We start from the raw sequence: 14436 nt of genomic DNA on the forward strand, positions 1-14436 counted from the left end.
TCGATCGTAATACGCTTTTCCGGTTTCGTGACTGTCAGCCAACGGAATAGATCGGACGGGAGCGCCGACTGCACGGCGCCGAGACAGGTCGGCAGAGCGGCCGATCCAGCAAGGTATTTCCGCGTCGGGCGGCGGAATTCGAGTATGGATCCGGCGCTTGGCCCTCCCGAGGAGATGGCCGAGAAACGCGACGAGCTGACGCCGATGATGCGTCAGTACCACGACCTCTGTGCCCGCTACGACGACGCGATCGTGCTCTTTCAGGTCGGCGATTTCTACGAAACCTTCTGCGGCGCAGCGGAGAAGACCGCGCGGCTGCTCGAGGTCGCCCTGACCAGCCGCGAGGACTCGACCGGCGAGTACCCGATGGCCGGCATCCCGATCGACAACGCCGAGTCGTACATCGAGGAGCTGCTGGAGGCCGGCTACCGGGTCGCCGTCGCCGACCAGGTCGAGGAGCCGGGCGAGACCTCGGGCGTCGTCGAGCGGGCCGTCACGCGGGTCATCACGCCGGGCACGCTCACCGAGGACGAACTGCTGGCCAGCGACGACAACAACTTCGTTGCGGCCGTCGCCCGCGGCCCGTCCAACGGCGCGGCCGGTCCCGACGCCGAACTCGCCTTGGCCCTGCTGGACGTCTCGACCGGCGACTTCCTCGCGACGAGTTCCGACTCCCGAGAGTCCATCGCGGACGAGGTGAGCCGGTTCGACCCCGCCGAGGCCGTCGTCGGACCCGGGGCTCCCGACGGCATCTTCCCCGAGGACTGCATGGTGACGCCGTACGCCGAACGCGCCTTCGACTGCGAGCGGGCGGGCGAGAAGCTCGCGACGTACTTCCGGAACCCCGACGCGCTGCTGGCCAGCGACGCCGAGATCCGGGCCTGCGGGGCGTTGCTCTCCTACGCGGAGTACGTCCGCGGCGGCGAACACGAGGGCGAGCGCGGCGAGGACGACGAGGCCGCAGACGACCAAACGGACGCCGACGAACCTCAGGACGGCAACCCACTCGAGTACATCACCCACCTCACGCGGTACGACCCCCGCGAGTACCTCCTGCTCGACGCCGTCGCCCTGCGCAGCCTCGAGCTGTTCGAGCCCCGGACCGTCCACGGCCGGGACGACGCGACGCTGGTCGGCGTCCTCGACGAGACCGCAAGCGCCCTGGGCGGCCGGAAGCTGCGCGACTGGCTCCGGCGGCCGCTGCTCGAGCCCGAGCGGATCGAGGCGCGGCTCGACGCGGTGGAAGAACTGACGGGCGCGGTCCAGACCCGCGAGCGGCTCCACGAACTGCTGCGGGAGGTCTACGACTTAGAGCGGCTGATCGGCCGCATCTCCCGCGAACGGGCGAACGCTCGAGACCTGCGCTCGCTGCGCGATACGCTGGCGGTCGTCCCCGACGTCCGCGCCGAACTCGCCGACGCGGACTGCGAGCGACTTCGACGACTCCACGAGAACCTCGACCCGCTGGCCGACATCCGCGAGTTGATCGACGACGCGGTCGTCGAAGATCCGCCGATCGAGATCACCGAGGGCGGGATCATCGCCGAGGGGTACGACGAGGACTTAGACGACCTGCGGTCGACCGCCCGCGACGGTAAGCAGTGGATCGACAACCTCGAGGAACGCGAGCGCGAGCGCACCGGCATCGACTCGCTGAAGGTCGGTCACAACTCCGTCCACGGCTACTACATCGAGGTCACTAATCCGAACCTCGATGCAGTGCCCGACGACTACCAGCGCCGCCAGACGCTGAAGAACTCCGAGCGGTTCGTCACGCCGGAACTCAAGGAGCGGGAAGACGAGATCGTCGGCGCCCAGCAGCGCGCGGACGACCTCGAGTACGAACTCTTCCGCGAGGTGCGCCGGGAGGTCGCCGACGAAGTCGAGCGCGTCCAGCACCTCGCCGATGCGCTCGCCACCCTCGACGCGCTCGTCTCGCTGGCGACGGCCGCAGCCCAGTACGACTACTGTCGGCCGGAGATTCTCGAGCGCGGCGGTGACGGCAGCGGCGACGCCGGCACCGAGTGCGTCCTCGAGATCGAGGGCGGGCGCCACCCCGTCGTCGAGCGCACGCAGGAGTCGTTCGTCCCGAACGACGCCCGCTTTACCGAGGATCGGCGGCTGGCGGTCATCACCGGGCCGAACATGTCGGGCAAGTCGACCTACATGCGGCAGGTCGCCCAGATCGTCCTCCTCGCGCAGGTCGGGAGCTTCGTGCCCGCCGGATCGGCGCGGCTGACGCCCGTCGATCGGATCTTCACCCGCGTCGGCGCCAGCGACGACATCGCCGGCGGCCGCTCGACCTTCATGGTCGAGATGGACGAACTCGCGACCATTCTTCGCGAGGCCGACGAAAACTCGCTCGTACTGCTGGACGAAGTCGGCCGAGGAACCTCGACCGCCGACGGCATGGCCATCGCGCAGGCGATCACCGAACACCTCCACGACGAGGTCGGCGCGACGACCCTCTTTGCGACTCACCACCACCCGCTGACCGAACTCGCGGACGACCTCGAGGCCGCGTTCACGCTCCACTTCGAGGTCGACCAGGAGGACGGCGAGGTCGTCTTCCACCACGAGATCGCGCCCGGCGCGGCGACGGGCTCCTACGGCGTCGAGGTCGCGACCGCCGCGGGCGTGCCCGAGGCCGTCGTCGAGCGCTCGCGGGAACTGGTCGCCGAGGCGGCCGACGAGACCGCGGACGCGCTCGAGGACGATGCTGGCGAACCGACCGCCGACGCCGATGCGGCGGCCGAGCCGCTCGAGGCCGGCGACGAGGATCCAGGGACGGCCGCCGCTGCCGCCACTGCCGATGGGGGCGATATCCCGACCGACGTGGCCGCCGAACTCCGCGCCCTCGATCTCGCTCACCTCACCCCCGTCGAGGCGCTGACGGAACTGGATCGGCTGAAGCGACTGCTCGAGGAGTGAGCCACATCGGCGAAACACGCCAATCGGACAATCCGATCGTCGGCCGTTCCACGTCTCGGCGCCCCGAGAAAATCGTGTCTCTAATCGCCACGACTGGCTCGAGCGAGGGCCGTCGGGCGGTACTACACCCGCGACGGTTTCCGCCCGGCCGTGTGACCGTTAGGCGTGTTTCTCGATGAGCGCCGCCACTTCGTCGCGGACCGCCTCCCGATCGGTCGAGCGGATCGTCGTTCGGGTTTTGCGTTCGTCCGTGTCGGCCATCTCGCTGAGGAGGCCGCCTCGGCGGTCGATTTCGACGAACAACTCGAGTTCGTCGGGGCCGGGCTGGGCGACGAGTTCGACCTCGTCGAGTTGGCCGCGGAACCGGCCGCCGGTAGCGTCGAACTCGAACTCCTGGATGAACCGTCGGCCGCCGGCGTACCGGCCGTACGGATCGGCCTCGCACTCCGCCGTTCGGAGCGAAAACCCGAGGTCGTCCATCGCGTCGAAGACCGTCTGCAGGCGCGGCGTCGGCCGAACCTCGAGGTAGTCCTGGTCTTCGGGATCGACGGCGAGGTCGATGTCGAGTTCCGTTTCGATCCAGACGTCGACGCCGCCGACCGTTACCGGCGTCTCGTACGGCACGTCGATCGAGACCGATCGCGTCTCCTCCCGGTCGGGTTCGATGGTGAGCCCCTCCGTCAGCGTGAACCGGTCGATATCCGCCTCTCGGTAGCCGTCGTCGGTCAGATACCGCGTCTCGAGTTCGAAGCGGATCGCGCCGACCTCCTGTTCGGCGTTCCCGCCGGTAATGTGGACGTCCGCATCGATCGTTTCGCCCGGCCGGACGGTCTCGGTCGGGAGGACTGTATCGACGGTCGCGTTACCGATACCGATGCTCGCGAGGACCTTCTTCATGGCTCCGTTCGTACATTTGTGGCCCTGATTATAAGTTTACTACTACTGAATGAATCGCCTCCAGCGGACGGGGGGACCGACGGGCGGGCTCTCAATGGGTCATCGCGTGAAAGCGAGTCGTGCGACGCCGGATGAGCGAGCGGACGCCGACTCGGGACGCTGTAGCGCTGTAGCACTGTAAGGTTATTTTGCGTCGCCGTCGAACGGTCGCGTACGACGATTTCGGGTCGGTGAGCGGACGATGCGTGGGACTCGACGAGTCGCCGTCGGACGCCCGAACCACCGCACGGAGGGATACGCATGGCAGACCTCACGCTCACGAGCCCCGAGTTCGACGACGGCGAACGGATTCCCGACCGCTACGGCTACGACGCGGACAACGTCAACCCGCCGCTCGAGATCGAGGGCCCGCCGGCGGAAGCCGACGCCTTCGCGCTCATCGTGGACGACCCGGACGCGGTCGAGCCGGCGGGCAAGATCTGGGACCACTGGATCGTCTGGAACATTCCGGCCGACCGAACGGAAATTCCCGAGGACTGGTCCCCCGACGCCGACGGGGCGACCGAAGGAACGAACGACTACGGCGAGACCGGCTACGGCGGCCCGAAGCCGCCGGACCGGGAACACACCTACCGGTTCACGGTCTTCGCGCTGAACAACACGCTCGAGATCGACGACCGCGACGTCGACGCCGACCGGCTGCGAGAGGCGATGGAGGGCCACGTCATCTCGCAGGCGACGCTCGAGGGGACGTATCCGGCTTGACCGGGAGCCTTACGATTCGGCGCGTGGGTCGCGGAGACGTTCGACGCCGACGCCGAAGAGCGACCCGACGGCGTATGCGGCCGTTCCGAGGACGATCGGCGCCCCGGTAACGAGTGCGACCCTCGTCAGGTCGAAGAGAAATCCGAGTTTGTCGGCGAACGAGCGACCCGAAAGGCCAAGAATCGCCCACTCGGCGTAAAACGCGAGATAGGCAGCGAACGGCGCGACCCACGCGCCGATCAGGCTCCCTCGTCGGTAGCCGATCCCGCCGGCAACGAAGATCGCCACCGCAGTTGCATCCGTCGGAAGGACGATGACGCCGCCGTCGACGGCAAACAGTTCCGTCGCGTAGGCGACGAACGTGCCGAAAAAGACGACCGCGGCGGCGAGAAGGTCCAGATTCCGTTCGAACGGGTCGCCAAAGAGGATCTCTCGGACGAGGCGGGCCATGCGACGGGTTTGGATTTCGTGTCGAATGAAATAACTGTTCGCCTCCGCAAGTTTGTGCCGCCTCGAGAAAACGGTTGCTGCCCGTTTCGCTCGACGACTGTAACTTCGGACTGGTCACTCTGCCGGCGGCTCGAGCGAGACGAACTCGAGGCCGTGCTCGGTCAGCAGCCGATCCGCGCGGTCGGTGACCGACGGCGCGACCAGGATGCCGCGGACGGTCGCGTCGGCGTGCAGGTCGCGCTCTAAGGCGTCGACGTACCGTCGAAGCTGCCCGACCGCGTCCGGCCCGACGCGGCGTCGCTTCAGTTCGACGACGACCGTCCGGTCGGCCGAGTCCTTGCCGTAGATGTCCACGGCGCCCGCGGGCGTCTCGCGCTCGGTCGCCAGCGGCGTGAAGCCGGGCTCGAGCAGATCCGGTTCCGTCAGGATGCGCTCGCGGAGGTCCTCCTCAGTGCCGACCAGCGCGAGGTCGTTCTTGTCGGTGCCCGAGAACGCCGACACCTGCAGGACGGTCTCGAAGCCGACTCGCAGGCGCTCGTCGGGCGTCGAACGGACGCTCTCTACGACGAGCCGGTCCGCGGCCTCGTCGCGGCGCACGTCGTGCTCGCAGCCCGGCGGCTGCCAGTTGACCGGCTGCTGGCCCTCGTCGGTGTGGACCAGCGCCGCGCCGTCGGGTTTGAGCATGACGTGTCGATCGCCCGCCTCGAGCCGGCTCGAGGCGCGACCCTCGTAATCGACGGTACAGCGGCCGAAGACGGTCACGAGGGCGCCGCGCGCGATCCCGTCCGCGATCGTCTCGCGCGCGTCTTCGAGGGCGGGTCGCTCGAGCGTTTCGACGCGGGTGCCGTCCGGAAATTCGCTCACTGAGCGCAGCTAGCGGGGGCGCGGATAAAAGTGGCGCGACGGCGCCGACGGCGGCACTCGACTCGAGCGTACTTGTCCGGATAACAAGGCTTATTTTTCGCCCCGCCCGCGTTCCAGAAGATACGATGTCGAACCTACCCTCCCGCCGTCGCTTTCTCGCGCTCGCCGGTACCGGAACGACGGCGGCCCTCGCCGGTTGTTCGCAGCTCGAATCACTGACCCAATCGGACGACGGGACGACCGGCGGGGCCGGCGGTGCAGTCACCGTCGCCGTATCGCCGCCCCAGGAGGAGATAGCGAAACTCAACGAGCGGTTCCAGAGCGGCGAACTCAGCCGAACGGAAGCGCTCGACGAGCAGCAGGCGTTGAACGAAGACGCCACGGCCGCGTTTGAAGACGCCGCGAGCAACCGGGGCATTTCGGTCGAGGAGTCCGCGCCCAAGTTCGCCCTCCTTCAGGTCACCGGCGACGACAGCGCGATCATGGATGCGCTCCGCAACGGCGATATCGACGGCATTTATCCCGGCGATCAGTACGACGCCTTCGTCCAGCAGGAGCAGCAACGGGCCCGGCAACAGCGGATGATCGCGGAACAGCAGCAACAGCAGGACCAGCAGCCGAACAACGAAACGAACGGCTCGGATTCCGACGCCGGTAACACGTCGGACGCCGACAACACGTCGGCGTCGGGCAACGAATCCACCGAATAACCCGCGGCCCTTTTCAGTCGCCGATTCGTTCGATCGCTACCGCTCGACGCTGAACGGGCTCTCCCGTTCGGTCCAGTTCCACCCCGGCAGCCGCTCCTGGAAGCCGGCCGCCAGCGCCGCCTCAAGGTCGTCGACGCCGGCGTTCTCCTCGGCGCGGCCGTGAACCTGCACGTCCGCGTAGTGGAAGGTCGCCTCGCCGAGCGTCCGCAGCGGCTGGCTCCCGGCGATCGTCGCGGCCAGTTCGCGACCGAGGAGTTCGTCGACGACGAAGCCGGGGTAGTCCCCCTCGACGTCGAGGTCTCGCAGGATCGCGACCAGCGCGGCGACGTTGACCGCCAGATCGCCGTCGGCGAAGACGGCGTCGACCTCGGCCCTGTACTGGCGCTCGGTGACGTGATCGACGTCGGTCTCGAAGACCTCACCCAGTTCGTCCCGCACGTCGTTGATGATCGGCACGACGCGGTCGGCGCGGTCGCGAACCCACTCCCGTTCGCCGGCGACGCGGTCCGGTGTCAGGCGCATACGTCCCCTCCGTCGCGGAACGCCCTATCGTTTGCGAAGGCTTTTATACCACGCAAAGAATAGCCTCGAGTAAGCGGGTTCTCCCTGGAATCTTCCCGCACGGACCAGGATAACCGCCCTGGGAGCGTGTTCGTCACGGCACGGGATGACATGATACGGAAACGGAGACGGCCGACGGCGTCCTGTTCGGGACGCGTTTCGGCGGGGCGATCGGCGCAACTACCGATCGATACCCGACTCGTCTCGGCACGCCTCGTTCGGTTGCGGTCTCGAGTTTCGTTTCCGGTTCCGTTCTCGGTTCCCCTCGGTTCTCGAAGCCGGTCGGGCGCGATCGCTCCCGGGCGACGAGTTCACGCAAGCCAATTCGGCGACATATGAGCACTGTAGAGCAGCAACTCGACGATTTGAAAGCAGAGATCACGAGCGAGTTACCGAGCGATATCTCGGTCTCCTCGGTGAAGTACGAAGGCCCCGAACTGGTGGTCTACACGCGCGATCCGAAGAAGTTCGCCCAGCAGGGCGACCTCATTCGGCAGCTCGCAAGCAAACTGCGCAAGCGGATCACCGTTCGGCCGGACCCGAGCGTCCTCTCGCAACCCCAGGAGGCTCGCGAGGAGATCATGAACGTGATCCCCGAGGAGGCCGGCGTCACGGATCTGGACTTCCACGCCGACACCGGCGAGGTCGTCATCGAGGCCGAGAAGCCCGGCATGGTCATCGGCCGCCACGGCTCGACGCTCCGGGAAATCACGAAGAACGTCGGCTGGACGCCCGAGGTCGTCCGCACGCCGCCGATCGAGTCCTCGACGGTCTCGAACGTCCGGAGCTTCCTCAAGCAGGAGCGCGACGAGCGCCGGGACATCCTAGAGAAGGTCGGCCGCCAGATCCACCGCGAGGAGATGTCCGACGACGAGTACGTCCGCATCTCCACGCTGGGCTGCTGTCGCGAGGTCGGGCGGGCCTCTTTCATCCTCTCGACGCCCGAGACGCGCATCCTCGTCGACTGCGGCGACAAACCCGGCGCCGAGGGCGAGGTCCCCTACCTCCACGCGCCCGAAGCCTTCGGCGCGGGCCCGGAGACGATCGACGCGGTCGTCCTGACCCACGCCCACCTCGACCACTCCGCCTTTATCCCGCTGCTCTTTAAGTACGGCTACGACGGCCCGATCTACTGCACCGAGCCCACGCGGGACCTGATGGGCCTGCTGACGCTGGACTACCTCGACGTCGCCGCCAAGGAGGGACGGACGCCACCGTACGACTCCGAGCAGGTCCGCGAGGCGATCAAACACACCATCCCGCTCGAGTACGGCGACGTCACCGACATCGCGCCGGACGTCAAGCTCACGCTGCACAACGCCGGCCACATTCTGGGCTCGGCCGTCTCGCATTTCCACATCGGCGACGGGCTCTACAACGTCGCCTTCTCCGGCGACATCCACTACGAGGACACCCGCCTGTTCAACGGCGCGGTCAACGACTTCCCGCGCGTCGAAACCCTGGTGCTCGAGTCGACCTACGGCGGTCGCAACGACTACCAGACCGACCAGGAAGACTCCGAGGAGAAGCTCAAGGAGATCATCAACGAGACCTACGACCGCGGCGGCAAGGTCCTCATTCCGGCGTTCGCCGTCGGTCGTTCTCAGGAGATCATGCTCGTCTTGGAGGAGGCGATGCGCGAGGGCGAGATCCCCTCGATGCCGGTCCACCTCGACGGCATGATCTGGGAGGCGACGGCGATCCACACCACCTACCCCGAGTACCTCCGGGACGACCTGCGCGACCGGATCTTCCACGAGGACGAGAACCCCTTCCTCGCCGACGAGTTCAACCACATCGACGGCGGCGAGGAGGAGCGCCAGGACGTCGCCGACGGCGAGCCCTGTATCATCCTCTCGACCTCCGGTATGGTCACCGGCGGCCCGATCATGTCCTGGCTCTCCCACATCGGCCCCGATCCGGACTCGACGCTGACCTTCGTCGGCTACCAGGCCCAGGGGACCCTCGGGCGGCGCATCCAGAACGGCTGGGACGAGATCCCGACCAGCGAGGTCGGCGCCATGGGCGGCGACAACGGTCGCGGCACTCTCTCGCTGAACGTCGACGTCAAGACCGTCGACGGCTTCTCCGGCCACGCCGACCGCGCCGGCCTCGAGAATTTCGTCAAGACGATGAACCCCCGGCCCGAGAAGGTGCTCTGCGTCCACGGCGACGAGCGCTCGACGCAGGACCTCTCCTCCGCCCTCTATCACAACTACGACATGCGCACCTTCGCGCCGAAGAACCTCGAGACCTTCCGCTTCCTCTAAAGCCCTCGCGGCCGCTTGGCAGCGGCCGATCGCCCTTTCAGTCCGCCCAGGTACGTATTATCGCGGCGCGCGGATTTGCGCGCCGCTCGAGCGCCTGCCCTTCCCCGTGACTCGAGCGCTCGCCTCGAGCAGGAGGCGAACGCTCGAGACGGCCACGCGGCCGATCGGGCGGCGGACTGTCACGTGGCCGGCGGCGAACTGAACTGGAGACCGACGATTTCTTGAAAGGGCCGCAGAGAGGGTGGGCGTATGGTGAGCGTAGCAATCGCGTTGGCACTTGCGACCTTACTGTTGTTCGGCGGCTGGGCGGTCGCGGCGGACGTCGCGACGCGGTCGCTGTCGGCCGTGAACGCGGTGTTGCTGTCGTACGTGGCGAGTATCGGACTCGTCGGCGGATACGCGGTTCTGTCACGACGCCCGATCGCCGGAACGAGTACCGACATCGCGTTCGCGTTGGGGTCGGGCGTGTTTCTCGCGGCCGGGACCCTCGCGTTCTACGCGGCGCTGACGCGGGGGAGCATGGCGGTCGTCTCGGCCATCGCCGGCCTCTACTTCGTCGTCCCCGTTCTCATCGGCGTCGTCTACTTCGAAACGGCGCTGAGCACCGCGAACGTCGTCGGCTTCGCCCTCGCGGTCGTGGCCGTCGTTCTCATCGCCTCTTGACGGCGGTCAGTGCGTCGTCGGACCGTCGCGCTCTGAGACGGCGACCGACGAGGCGAAAACGGCAAAACAACCGAAAACCGGCGTCTCGAGAGCGTCGGCGATCAGGACAGCTGCTTCGCGACCCAGTCGAGGCTCGTCGCGAGCGCGGCCAGCAGGATCGCCCCGATCGAGATCAGGATGAGGAACGTCGAGACGACGCTCACCAGCGGATCGAGCGCCTGCCGGATCTCGGACCAGGCCAGGACCGGAATGGTCTGCGTGCTGGGCGTCGAGAGGAACATCGCCATCACGAACTCCTGCAGGCTGATGATGAAGGCCAGCAGCGTGCCGACGAAGATCCCCTCTTTCACGTTCGGCAGGACGACGTGCCGGAACGACTGCACCGGCCCCGCGCCGAGGTCGTGGGCGGCGTCGAGTTGCTGCCAGTCGAACCGGCTGAACACCGACCGCATCACGAAGTAGACCAGCGGCGTCGCCCAGAGCGTGTGCGCGAGGATGATGCTCAGATAGGAACCCCGCAGGCCCACCTCGTTGAAGTACATCAGCAGCGTGATCCCGAGGATGATCGGCGGGATCAGCAGCGGGACGAGGACGATCGGCGCCACGATCGTGCCGAGCGAGCCGTCGTCGATCTCCTGCCCGAAGGCGCCCGAGACGCCAAGCACCGTCGCGAGGATCGCGGTCCCGACGCCGACGACGATGCTGTTCGTGAACGCCTCGAGCCAGCGGATGCTCTCGAAGAACTCGCCGTACCAGGCCAGCGAGAGGCCCTCGGGCGGGAACGCGAGCTGGCCGGACGCCGAGAACGAGGTCGCGACGACGACCAGTAGCGGAAGCAGCAGGAACGCGAGCAACACGGCGTACCCCGCGCGGAACGCGGCGGTTTCGAATCGCTCCCTATGCAAGGTCGAACTCACCTCCGAATCGGTTGAGGACGGTTCCGAGGACGGCGATGCACGTAAACATCAGGACGAGCATCACGATCGCCAGCGCGGCGGCGATCGGGTAGCGAAGGGTCGACAGCATCAGGTCCTCGACGTGGATGGCGAACGTGACGCTGCTCGAGAGCAGTTCCGGTGCGGCGTAGGCCCCGACGCTCCAGGCGAACGAGATCACCGTCGCGACGATGATTCCCGGCATCGCCTGGGGCACGACGACCTCGAGGACCGACCGCGGACGGCTCGCGCCGAGGTCGCGGGCCGCCTCGACGATCTGCCAGTCCATCGTCGCCATGACGCTGTAGATCGCCAGCACGGCGTAGGGCAGGACGATGTACAGCTGCCCGATGACCGCGCCGACGGTGGCGGGGACGAACTGGATCGGACTCGAGATCAGGTTCAGCGACAGCAGTACCTTGTTGAGCGTCCCGGTGGGCGCCAGCAGCGGATTGAACGCGTAGGTTCGGATGACCAGCGTCGTCAGCAGCGGCATGACCACCGAGAACAGGAGCAGCGACTTCACGAGGCCGCTCGAGCGCCAGATCGCGTACGCGTAGAACGCGCCGAGCGCGACGGCCAAGACCGTCACCATCGCGCCGAGCTTGAACGAGTGGCCGATGACGCTCAGCAGGAGGTCGTCGGTCAACACCGTCGCGTACGCGTCGAGCGACCACGTCCCCTTCGCGTAGGGGAGATCGCTCGAAGTCTCGGCGACGCTGATCCGCAGCAGGATGACGAACGGGATCACGAAGATCAGCAGCTCGAACAGGAGCAGCGGCGCCATGACCAGCAGGGCCCGGTTCGAGCCCGACTGCTCGAAAAGCGAGTCCAGGACGGACGCGATCGGTCGCGGAAGGATCGATTTCGCCGTCGACATGGCTGTCACAGTTCGACCCGCGCGCCGTCGGTTCGGAAGGCGAGCACGTCGGCCCCGTTCCACTCGATGCGAACCTCGTCGCCGGCGGACAGCGTCTCCGCGCTCGCGTCCGACCGCTCGACGAAGATCGACGAGCCGTCGATCGAGACGGAGTAGCGAACGGTCGAGCCGCGATAGACGACGTTTCCGATCGTCCCGATGACGGTGTTCGTCGTGCTCCCGTCGGCGACGGCCCGCCGTTCGGCGGCGTCATCGTCGCCGGCGGCGTCGGGCGCCCGATCGATCGAGAGGATCTCCGGTCGCAGCGAGAGCGTGAGGTCGGTCCCCTCCTCGAGGTCGGGATCGCCGTCGGTCGGGAGGACGAGTTCGGCGCCGAGTTCGGTGTCGACGGAGATCGACTCCGCGGTCGCCTGCGAGACGGTCGCCTCGACGAAGTTCGTGTCGCCGAGGAACGACTCGATGAAGCGGTTCTTCGGGTTCTCGTAGACCTCGTGCGGGTCGCCGATCTGGACCAGTTGGCCCTCGTTCATGATCCCGATCCGATCGGCCAGCGTGAACGCCTCGTCCTGGTCGTGCGTGACGTGGACGAACGTCTTCTCCAGGTCGTCGTGGATCTCGCGGAGTTCGATCTGCATGTCCTCGCGGAGCCGCTTGTCGAGGTTCGACAGCGGCTCGTCGAGCAGCAACACGTCCGGATTGACCGCGAGCGAGCGCGCGAGCGCGACCCGCTGTTTCTGTCCGCCGCTCAGGTTCGTCGGGTCGTCGTCCTCGTAGCCGCTCATCTGGACGCGCTCGAGCATCTCCCGGGCGCGTTCGCGGCGCTCGTCCTTGGGGACGCCGTCCATCTTCAGGCCGAAGGCGACGTTCTCCAGCACCGTCTTGTGGGGGAACAGCGCCCAGTCCTGGAACACCGTCGAGGTGGTCCGGTCGTAGGCCGCCTGGTCGGTGACGTCCTCGTCGCCGATCCGGATCGTTCCGTCGGTCGGCGTCTCGAGGCCGGCGATCATCCGCAGCGTCGTCGACTTGCCGCTGCCGCTGGGACCGAGCAGGCAGAGCAACTCGCCGTCGTCGATCGAGACCGAGACGTCCTCGACGGCGAGCGTGTCGCCGTAGCGCTTCTCGAGTCCCTGCAGTGTGATTTCGGACATTGTTCTGATTCGTGAGGTTAGGACTGCTGTTGCATGCTAGTGAACGCGTCGGAGAGGTCGCCGCTGTAATCCGCGAGGAAACTCCAGTCGGGGAACACGATGTTACGGGCTTCCTCGTCCGTCGTCGGCAACTCGTCTGCGATCCGATCGGGGTACTCAACGTTCTTGTTGCTGAACATCATCGGAATGGACTCGGCCCACTGGGACTGGACGTCGGCGTCCAGCAGGAAGTTGATGAACGTCTCGGCCTCGTCGCGCATGTCCGTCCCCCGGACGACACACCAGTTGTTGAAGTAGCCGGTGGTCTGTTCGGGCAACGTGTGGCTCAGCCCGTCGTACTCGTCGATGTCGTACGCGGTCTGTTCGTAGTACCACTGGGCGGTGTCGATGACGCCGTTGTCGAACGCCTGCCAGATGTCCTCGCCGGAGCTGGCCCAGCTCTCGATGGTCCAGTCCTCGATCGTCCCGAGGACGTCCTCGTGGAGCGCAGGGTCGGACATCTCCTCGGCGCCGGGCTTCTCGTCCATCGCGATCGCCGCGGCGTAGAGCGGGTACCACCAGAAGCCGGTGTCGATGCCGACCGGGGCGTCCGCCGCGGCCGCGTCGAACTCGCTCCAGGTTCCGGGCTGGACGTCGGCGTCGTCTCGGTGGATGATCGTACACGGCGCCCCGTCGACGGGCATCCCGTACTCGGGGTCGCGGATTTCGGTGTAGAAGTCGATGATGTTCTCCGCGTTGGGAACGTTCTCTCGACGGATCGGTTCGAACAGGTCGTCTTGGCGACCGTAGTAGTAGAAGTTCCCCTCGGCGACGGTGACGTCGAACGGCGGGTCGTCCGCCGGCGCCGATCGGATCTTGTTGAGAATGCCGGCCCACTCCGGCTGGAGTTGGATCTCGATATCGTGTTCTTCCTCCCACTGGGAGACGACCCCTTCCTCGAAGCGGTCGGCGTAATTGCCACTCCAGACGGCAACGGTCAGCGCCGACGATTCGCTCGCGAGCAGGTCGGCACAGCCCGCGAGCGCGGTTGCCGATCCGACCGCCGTCGTCGATAGCAGTCGTCGTCGGGAGACGGAGGCAGAATCGGTCGTCGAGTCGCTCGCTACGTCGTTCGTCTCTGCAACCCGGTCAGGGTCTGCAGGCATTGGTACCCCGGTCATCGCCGATGACGACATAAAGTAGTTGTGAAACCATGGGAAATGTGCAAATTAGTATCAATATTCCCGTTCGCCTCGAGCCGAGCTCGCCGTCCGCTCACGCGTCAGCACCCGCGTATCGTCGGTATTGGCACCGGCGCCGACTCGCCCATGTCGGCGGGCGTCGGCGAGAATCGACCCCCGCCGGTCGACCGTCCGGTACCCG

Annotated in this window: 13 protein-coding genes; 5 read left to right on the forward strand and 8 right to left on the reverse strand. The window is 66.8% G+C overall.

The window, feature by feature from the left end; genetic code table 11:
- The first annotated feature begins 144 nt into the window (after positions 1–144).
- The gene (gene mutS / locus ACYQ26_RS15950) at positions 145–2931 is read left to right on the forward strand and encodes a DNA mismatch repair protein MutS (RefSeq protein WP_459809877.1); all 2787 of its coding nucleotides are present in this window, start codon (positions 145–147) and stop codon (positions 2929–2931) included.
- A gap of 159 nt (positions 2932–3090) precedes the next feature.
- On the opposite strand, the gene ACYQ26_RS15955 is transcribed toward mutS, so the two are convergent.
- Positions 3091–3828, reverse strand: coding sequence for a sporulation protein (locus ACYQ26_RS15955; RefSeq protein ID WP_459809878.1), 738 nt, complete (start codon positions 3826–3828; stop codon positions 3091–3093).
- A 300-nt stretch (positions 3829–4128) separates the two neighbouring features.
- Between ACYQ26_RS15955 and ACYQ26_RS15960 the strand changes: the two genes are divergently transcribed.
- A complete protein-coding gene (locus tag ACYQ26_RS15960; protein ID WP_459809879.1) occupies positions 4129–4593 on the forward strand; it encodes a YbhB/YbcL family Raf kinase inhibitor-like protein in 465 nt (154 codons plus the stop codon).
- Positions 4594–4602: 9 nt separating this feature from the next.
- On the opposite strand, the gene ACYQ26_RS15965 is transcribed toward ACYQ26_RS15960, so the two are convergent.
- Positions 4603–5043, reverse strand: a complete 441-nt coding sequence (locus ACYQ26_RS15965; RefSeq protein ID WP_459809880.1) for a hypothetical protein — start codon at positions 5041–5043, stop codon at positions 4603–4605.
- A 114-nt stretch (positions 5044–5157) separates the two neighbouring features.
- Positions 5158–5907, reverse strand: a complete 750-nt coding sequence (nucS, locus tag ACYQ26_RS15970; RefSeq protein ID WP_459809881.1) for an endonuclease NucS — start codon at positions 5905–5907, stop codon at positions 5158–5160.
- A 125-nt stretch (positions 5908–6032) separates the two neighbouring features.
- On the opposite strand from nucS, the gene ACYQ26_RS15975 reads away from it, so the two are divergent.
- Entirely contained in the window at positions 6033–6617 is a 585-nt protein-coding gene (locus tag ACYQ26_RS15975) for a hypothetical protein (RefSeq protein ID WP_459809882.1), read from the forward strand.
- Between the two features lie 36 nt (positions 6618–6653).
- On the opposite strand, the gene ACYQ26_RS15980 is transcribed toward ACYQ26_RS15975, so the two are convergent.
- Positions 6654–7139 (reverse strand): DUF7984 family protein, encoded by a 486-nt coding sequence (locus tag ACYQ26_RS15980; RefSeq protein WP_459809883.1) that lies wholly within the window; start codon positions 7137–7139, stop codon positions 6654–6656.
- A gap of 374 nt (positions 7140–7513) precedes the next feature.
- Between ACYQ26_RS15980 and ACYQ26_RS15985 the strand changes: the two genes are divergently transcribed.
- Both ACYQ26_RS15985 and ACYQ26_RS15990 read left to right on the forward strand, forming a co-directional pair.
- Positions 7514–9448 (forward strand): beta-CASP ribonuclease aCPSF1, encoded by a 1935-nt coding sequence (locus tag ACYQ26_RS15985; protein WP_459809884.1) that lies wholly within the window; start codon positions 7514–7516, stop codon positions 9446–9448.
- Between the two features lie 249 nt (positions 9449–9697).
- On the forward strand, positions 9698–10111 hold the full coding sequence (locus ACYQ26_RS15990; protein WP_459809885.1) for an EamA family transporter: 414 nt from the start codon (positions 9698–9700) through the stop codon (positions 10109–10111).
- A 101-nt stretch (positions 10112–10212) separates the two neighbouring features.
- Here ACYQ26_RS15990 and ACYQ26_RS15995 read toward each other — a convergent pair whose 3' ends face one another.
- Genes ACYQ26_RS15995 through ACYQ26_RS16010 form a run of 4 tightly spaced genes read right to left on the reverse strand, consistent with a single transcriptional unit; the run spans position 10213 to position 14219 of the window.
- Positions 10213–11016, reverse strand: a complete 804-nt coding sequence (locus ACYQ26_RS15995) for an ABC transporter permease (protein ID WP_459809886.1) — start codon at positions 11014–11016, stop codon at positions 10213–10215.
- Positions 11009–11926 carry an ABC transporter permease gene (locus ACYQ26_RS16000; RefSeq protein WP_459809887.1) on the reverse strand — a complete coding sequence of 306 codons (918 nt, stop codon included), beginning with the start codon at positions 11924–11926 and terminating at the stop codon, positions 11009–11011. The genes ACYQ26_RS15995 and ACYQ26_RS16000 overlap by 8 nt, the downstream gene beginning before the upstream one ends.
- A gap of 5 nt (positions 11927–11931) precedes the next feature.
- Entirely contained in the window at positions 11932–13074 is a 1143-nt protein-coding gene (locus ACYQ26_RS16005) for an ABC transporter ATP-binding protein (RefSeq protein ID WP_459809888.1), read from the reverse strand.
- 17 nt (positions 13075–13091) lie between these two features.
- Positions 13092–14219 (reverse strand): ABC transporter substrate-binding protein, encoded by a 1128-nt coding sequence (locus ACYQ26_RS16010; protein ID WP_459809889.1) that lies wholly within the window; start codon positions 14217–14219, stop codon positions 13092–13094.
- Positions 14220–14436: the final 217 nt, after the last annotated feature.

This window comes from Halopiger thermotolerans (assembly GCF_054654555.1).

What these genes read in the sequence shown, in the direction of transcription:
- ACYQ26_RS15955 (WP_459809878.1), bottom strand. Translation starts at nt 3,828, where the DNA reads ATGAAGAAGGTCCTCGCGAGCATCGGTATCGGTAACGCGACCGTCGAT.
- mutS (WP_459809877.1), top strand. Translation starts at nt 145, where the DNA reads ATGGATCCGGCGCTTGGCCCTCCCGAGGAGATGGCCGAGAAACGCGAC.
- ACYQ26_RS15965 (WP_459809880.1), bottom strand. Translation starts at nt 5,043, where the DNA reads ATGGCCCGCCTCGTCCGAGAGATCCTCTTTGGCGACCCGTTCGAACGG.
- ACYQ26_RS16010 (WP_459809889.1), bottom strand. Translation starts at nt 14,219, where the DNA reads ATGCCTGCAGACCCTGACCGGGTTGCAGAGACGAACGACGTAGCGAGC.
- ACYQ26_RS16000 (WP_459809887.1), bottom strand. Translation starts at nt 11,926, where the DNA reads ATGTCGACGGCGAAATCGATCCTTCCGCGACCGATCGCGTCCGTCCTG.
- ACYQ26_RS15960 (WP_459809879.1), top strand. Translation starts at nt 4,129, where the DNA reads ATGGCAGACCTCACGCTCACGAGCCCCGAGTTCGACGACGGCGAACGG.
- ACYQ26_RS15980 (WP_459809883.1), bottom strand. Translation starts at nt 7,139, where the DNA reads ATGCGCCTGACACCGGACCGCGTCGCCGGCGAACGGGAGTGGGTTCGC.
- ACYQ26_RS16005 (WP_459809888.1), bottom strand. Translation starts at nt 13,074, where the DNA reads ATGTCCGAAATCACACTGCAGGGACTCGAGAAGCGCTACGGCGACACG.
- ACYQ26_RS15975 (WP_459809882.1), top strand. Translation starts at nt 6,033, where the DNA reads ATGTCGAACCTACCCTCCCGCCGTCGCTTTCTCGCGCTCGCCGGTACC.
- ACYQ26_RS15985 (WP_459809884.1), top strand. Translation starts at nt 7,514, where the DNA reads ATGAGCACTGTAGAGCAGCAACTCGACGATTTGAAAGCAGAGATCACG.
- ACYQ26_RS15990 (WP_459809885.1), top strand. Translation starts at nt 9,698, where the DNA reads ATGGTGAGCGTAGCAATCGCGTTGGCACTTGCGACCTTACTGTTGTTC.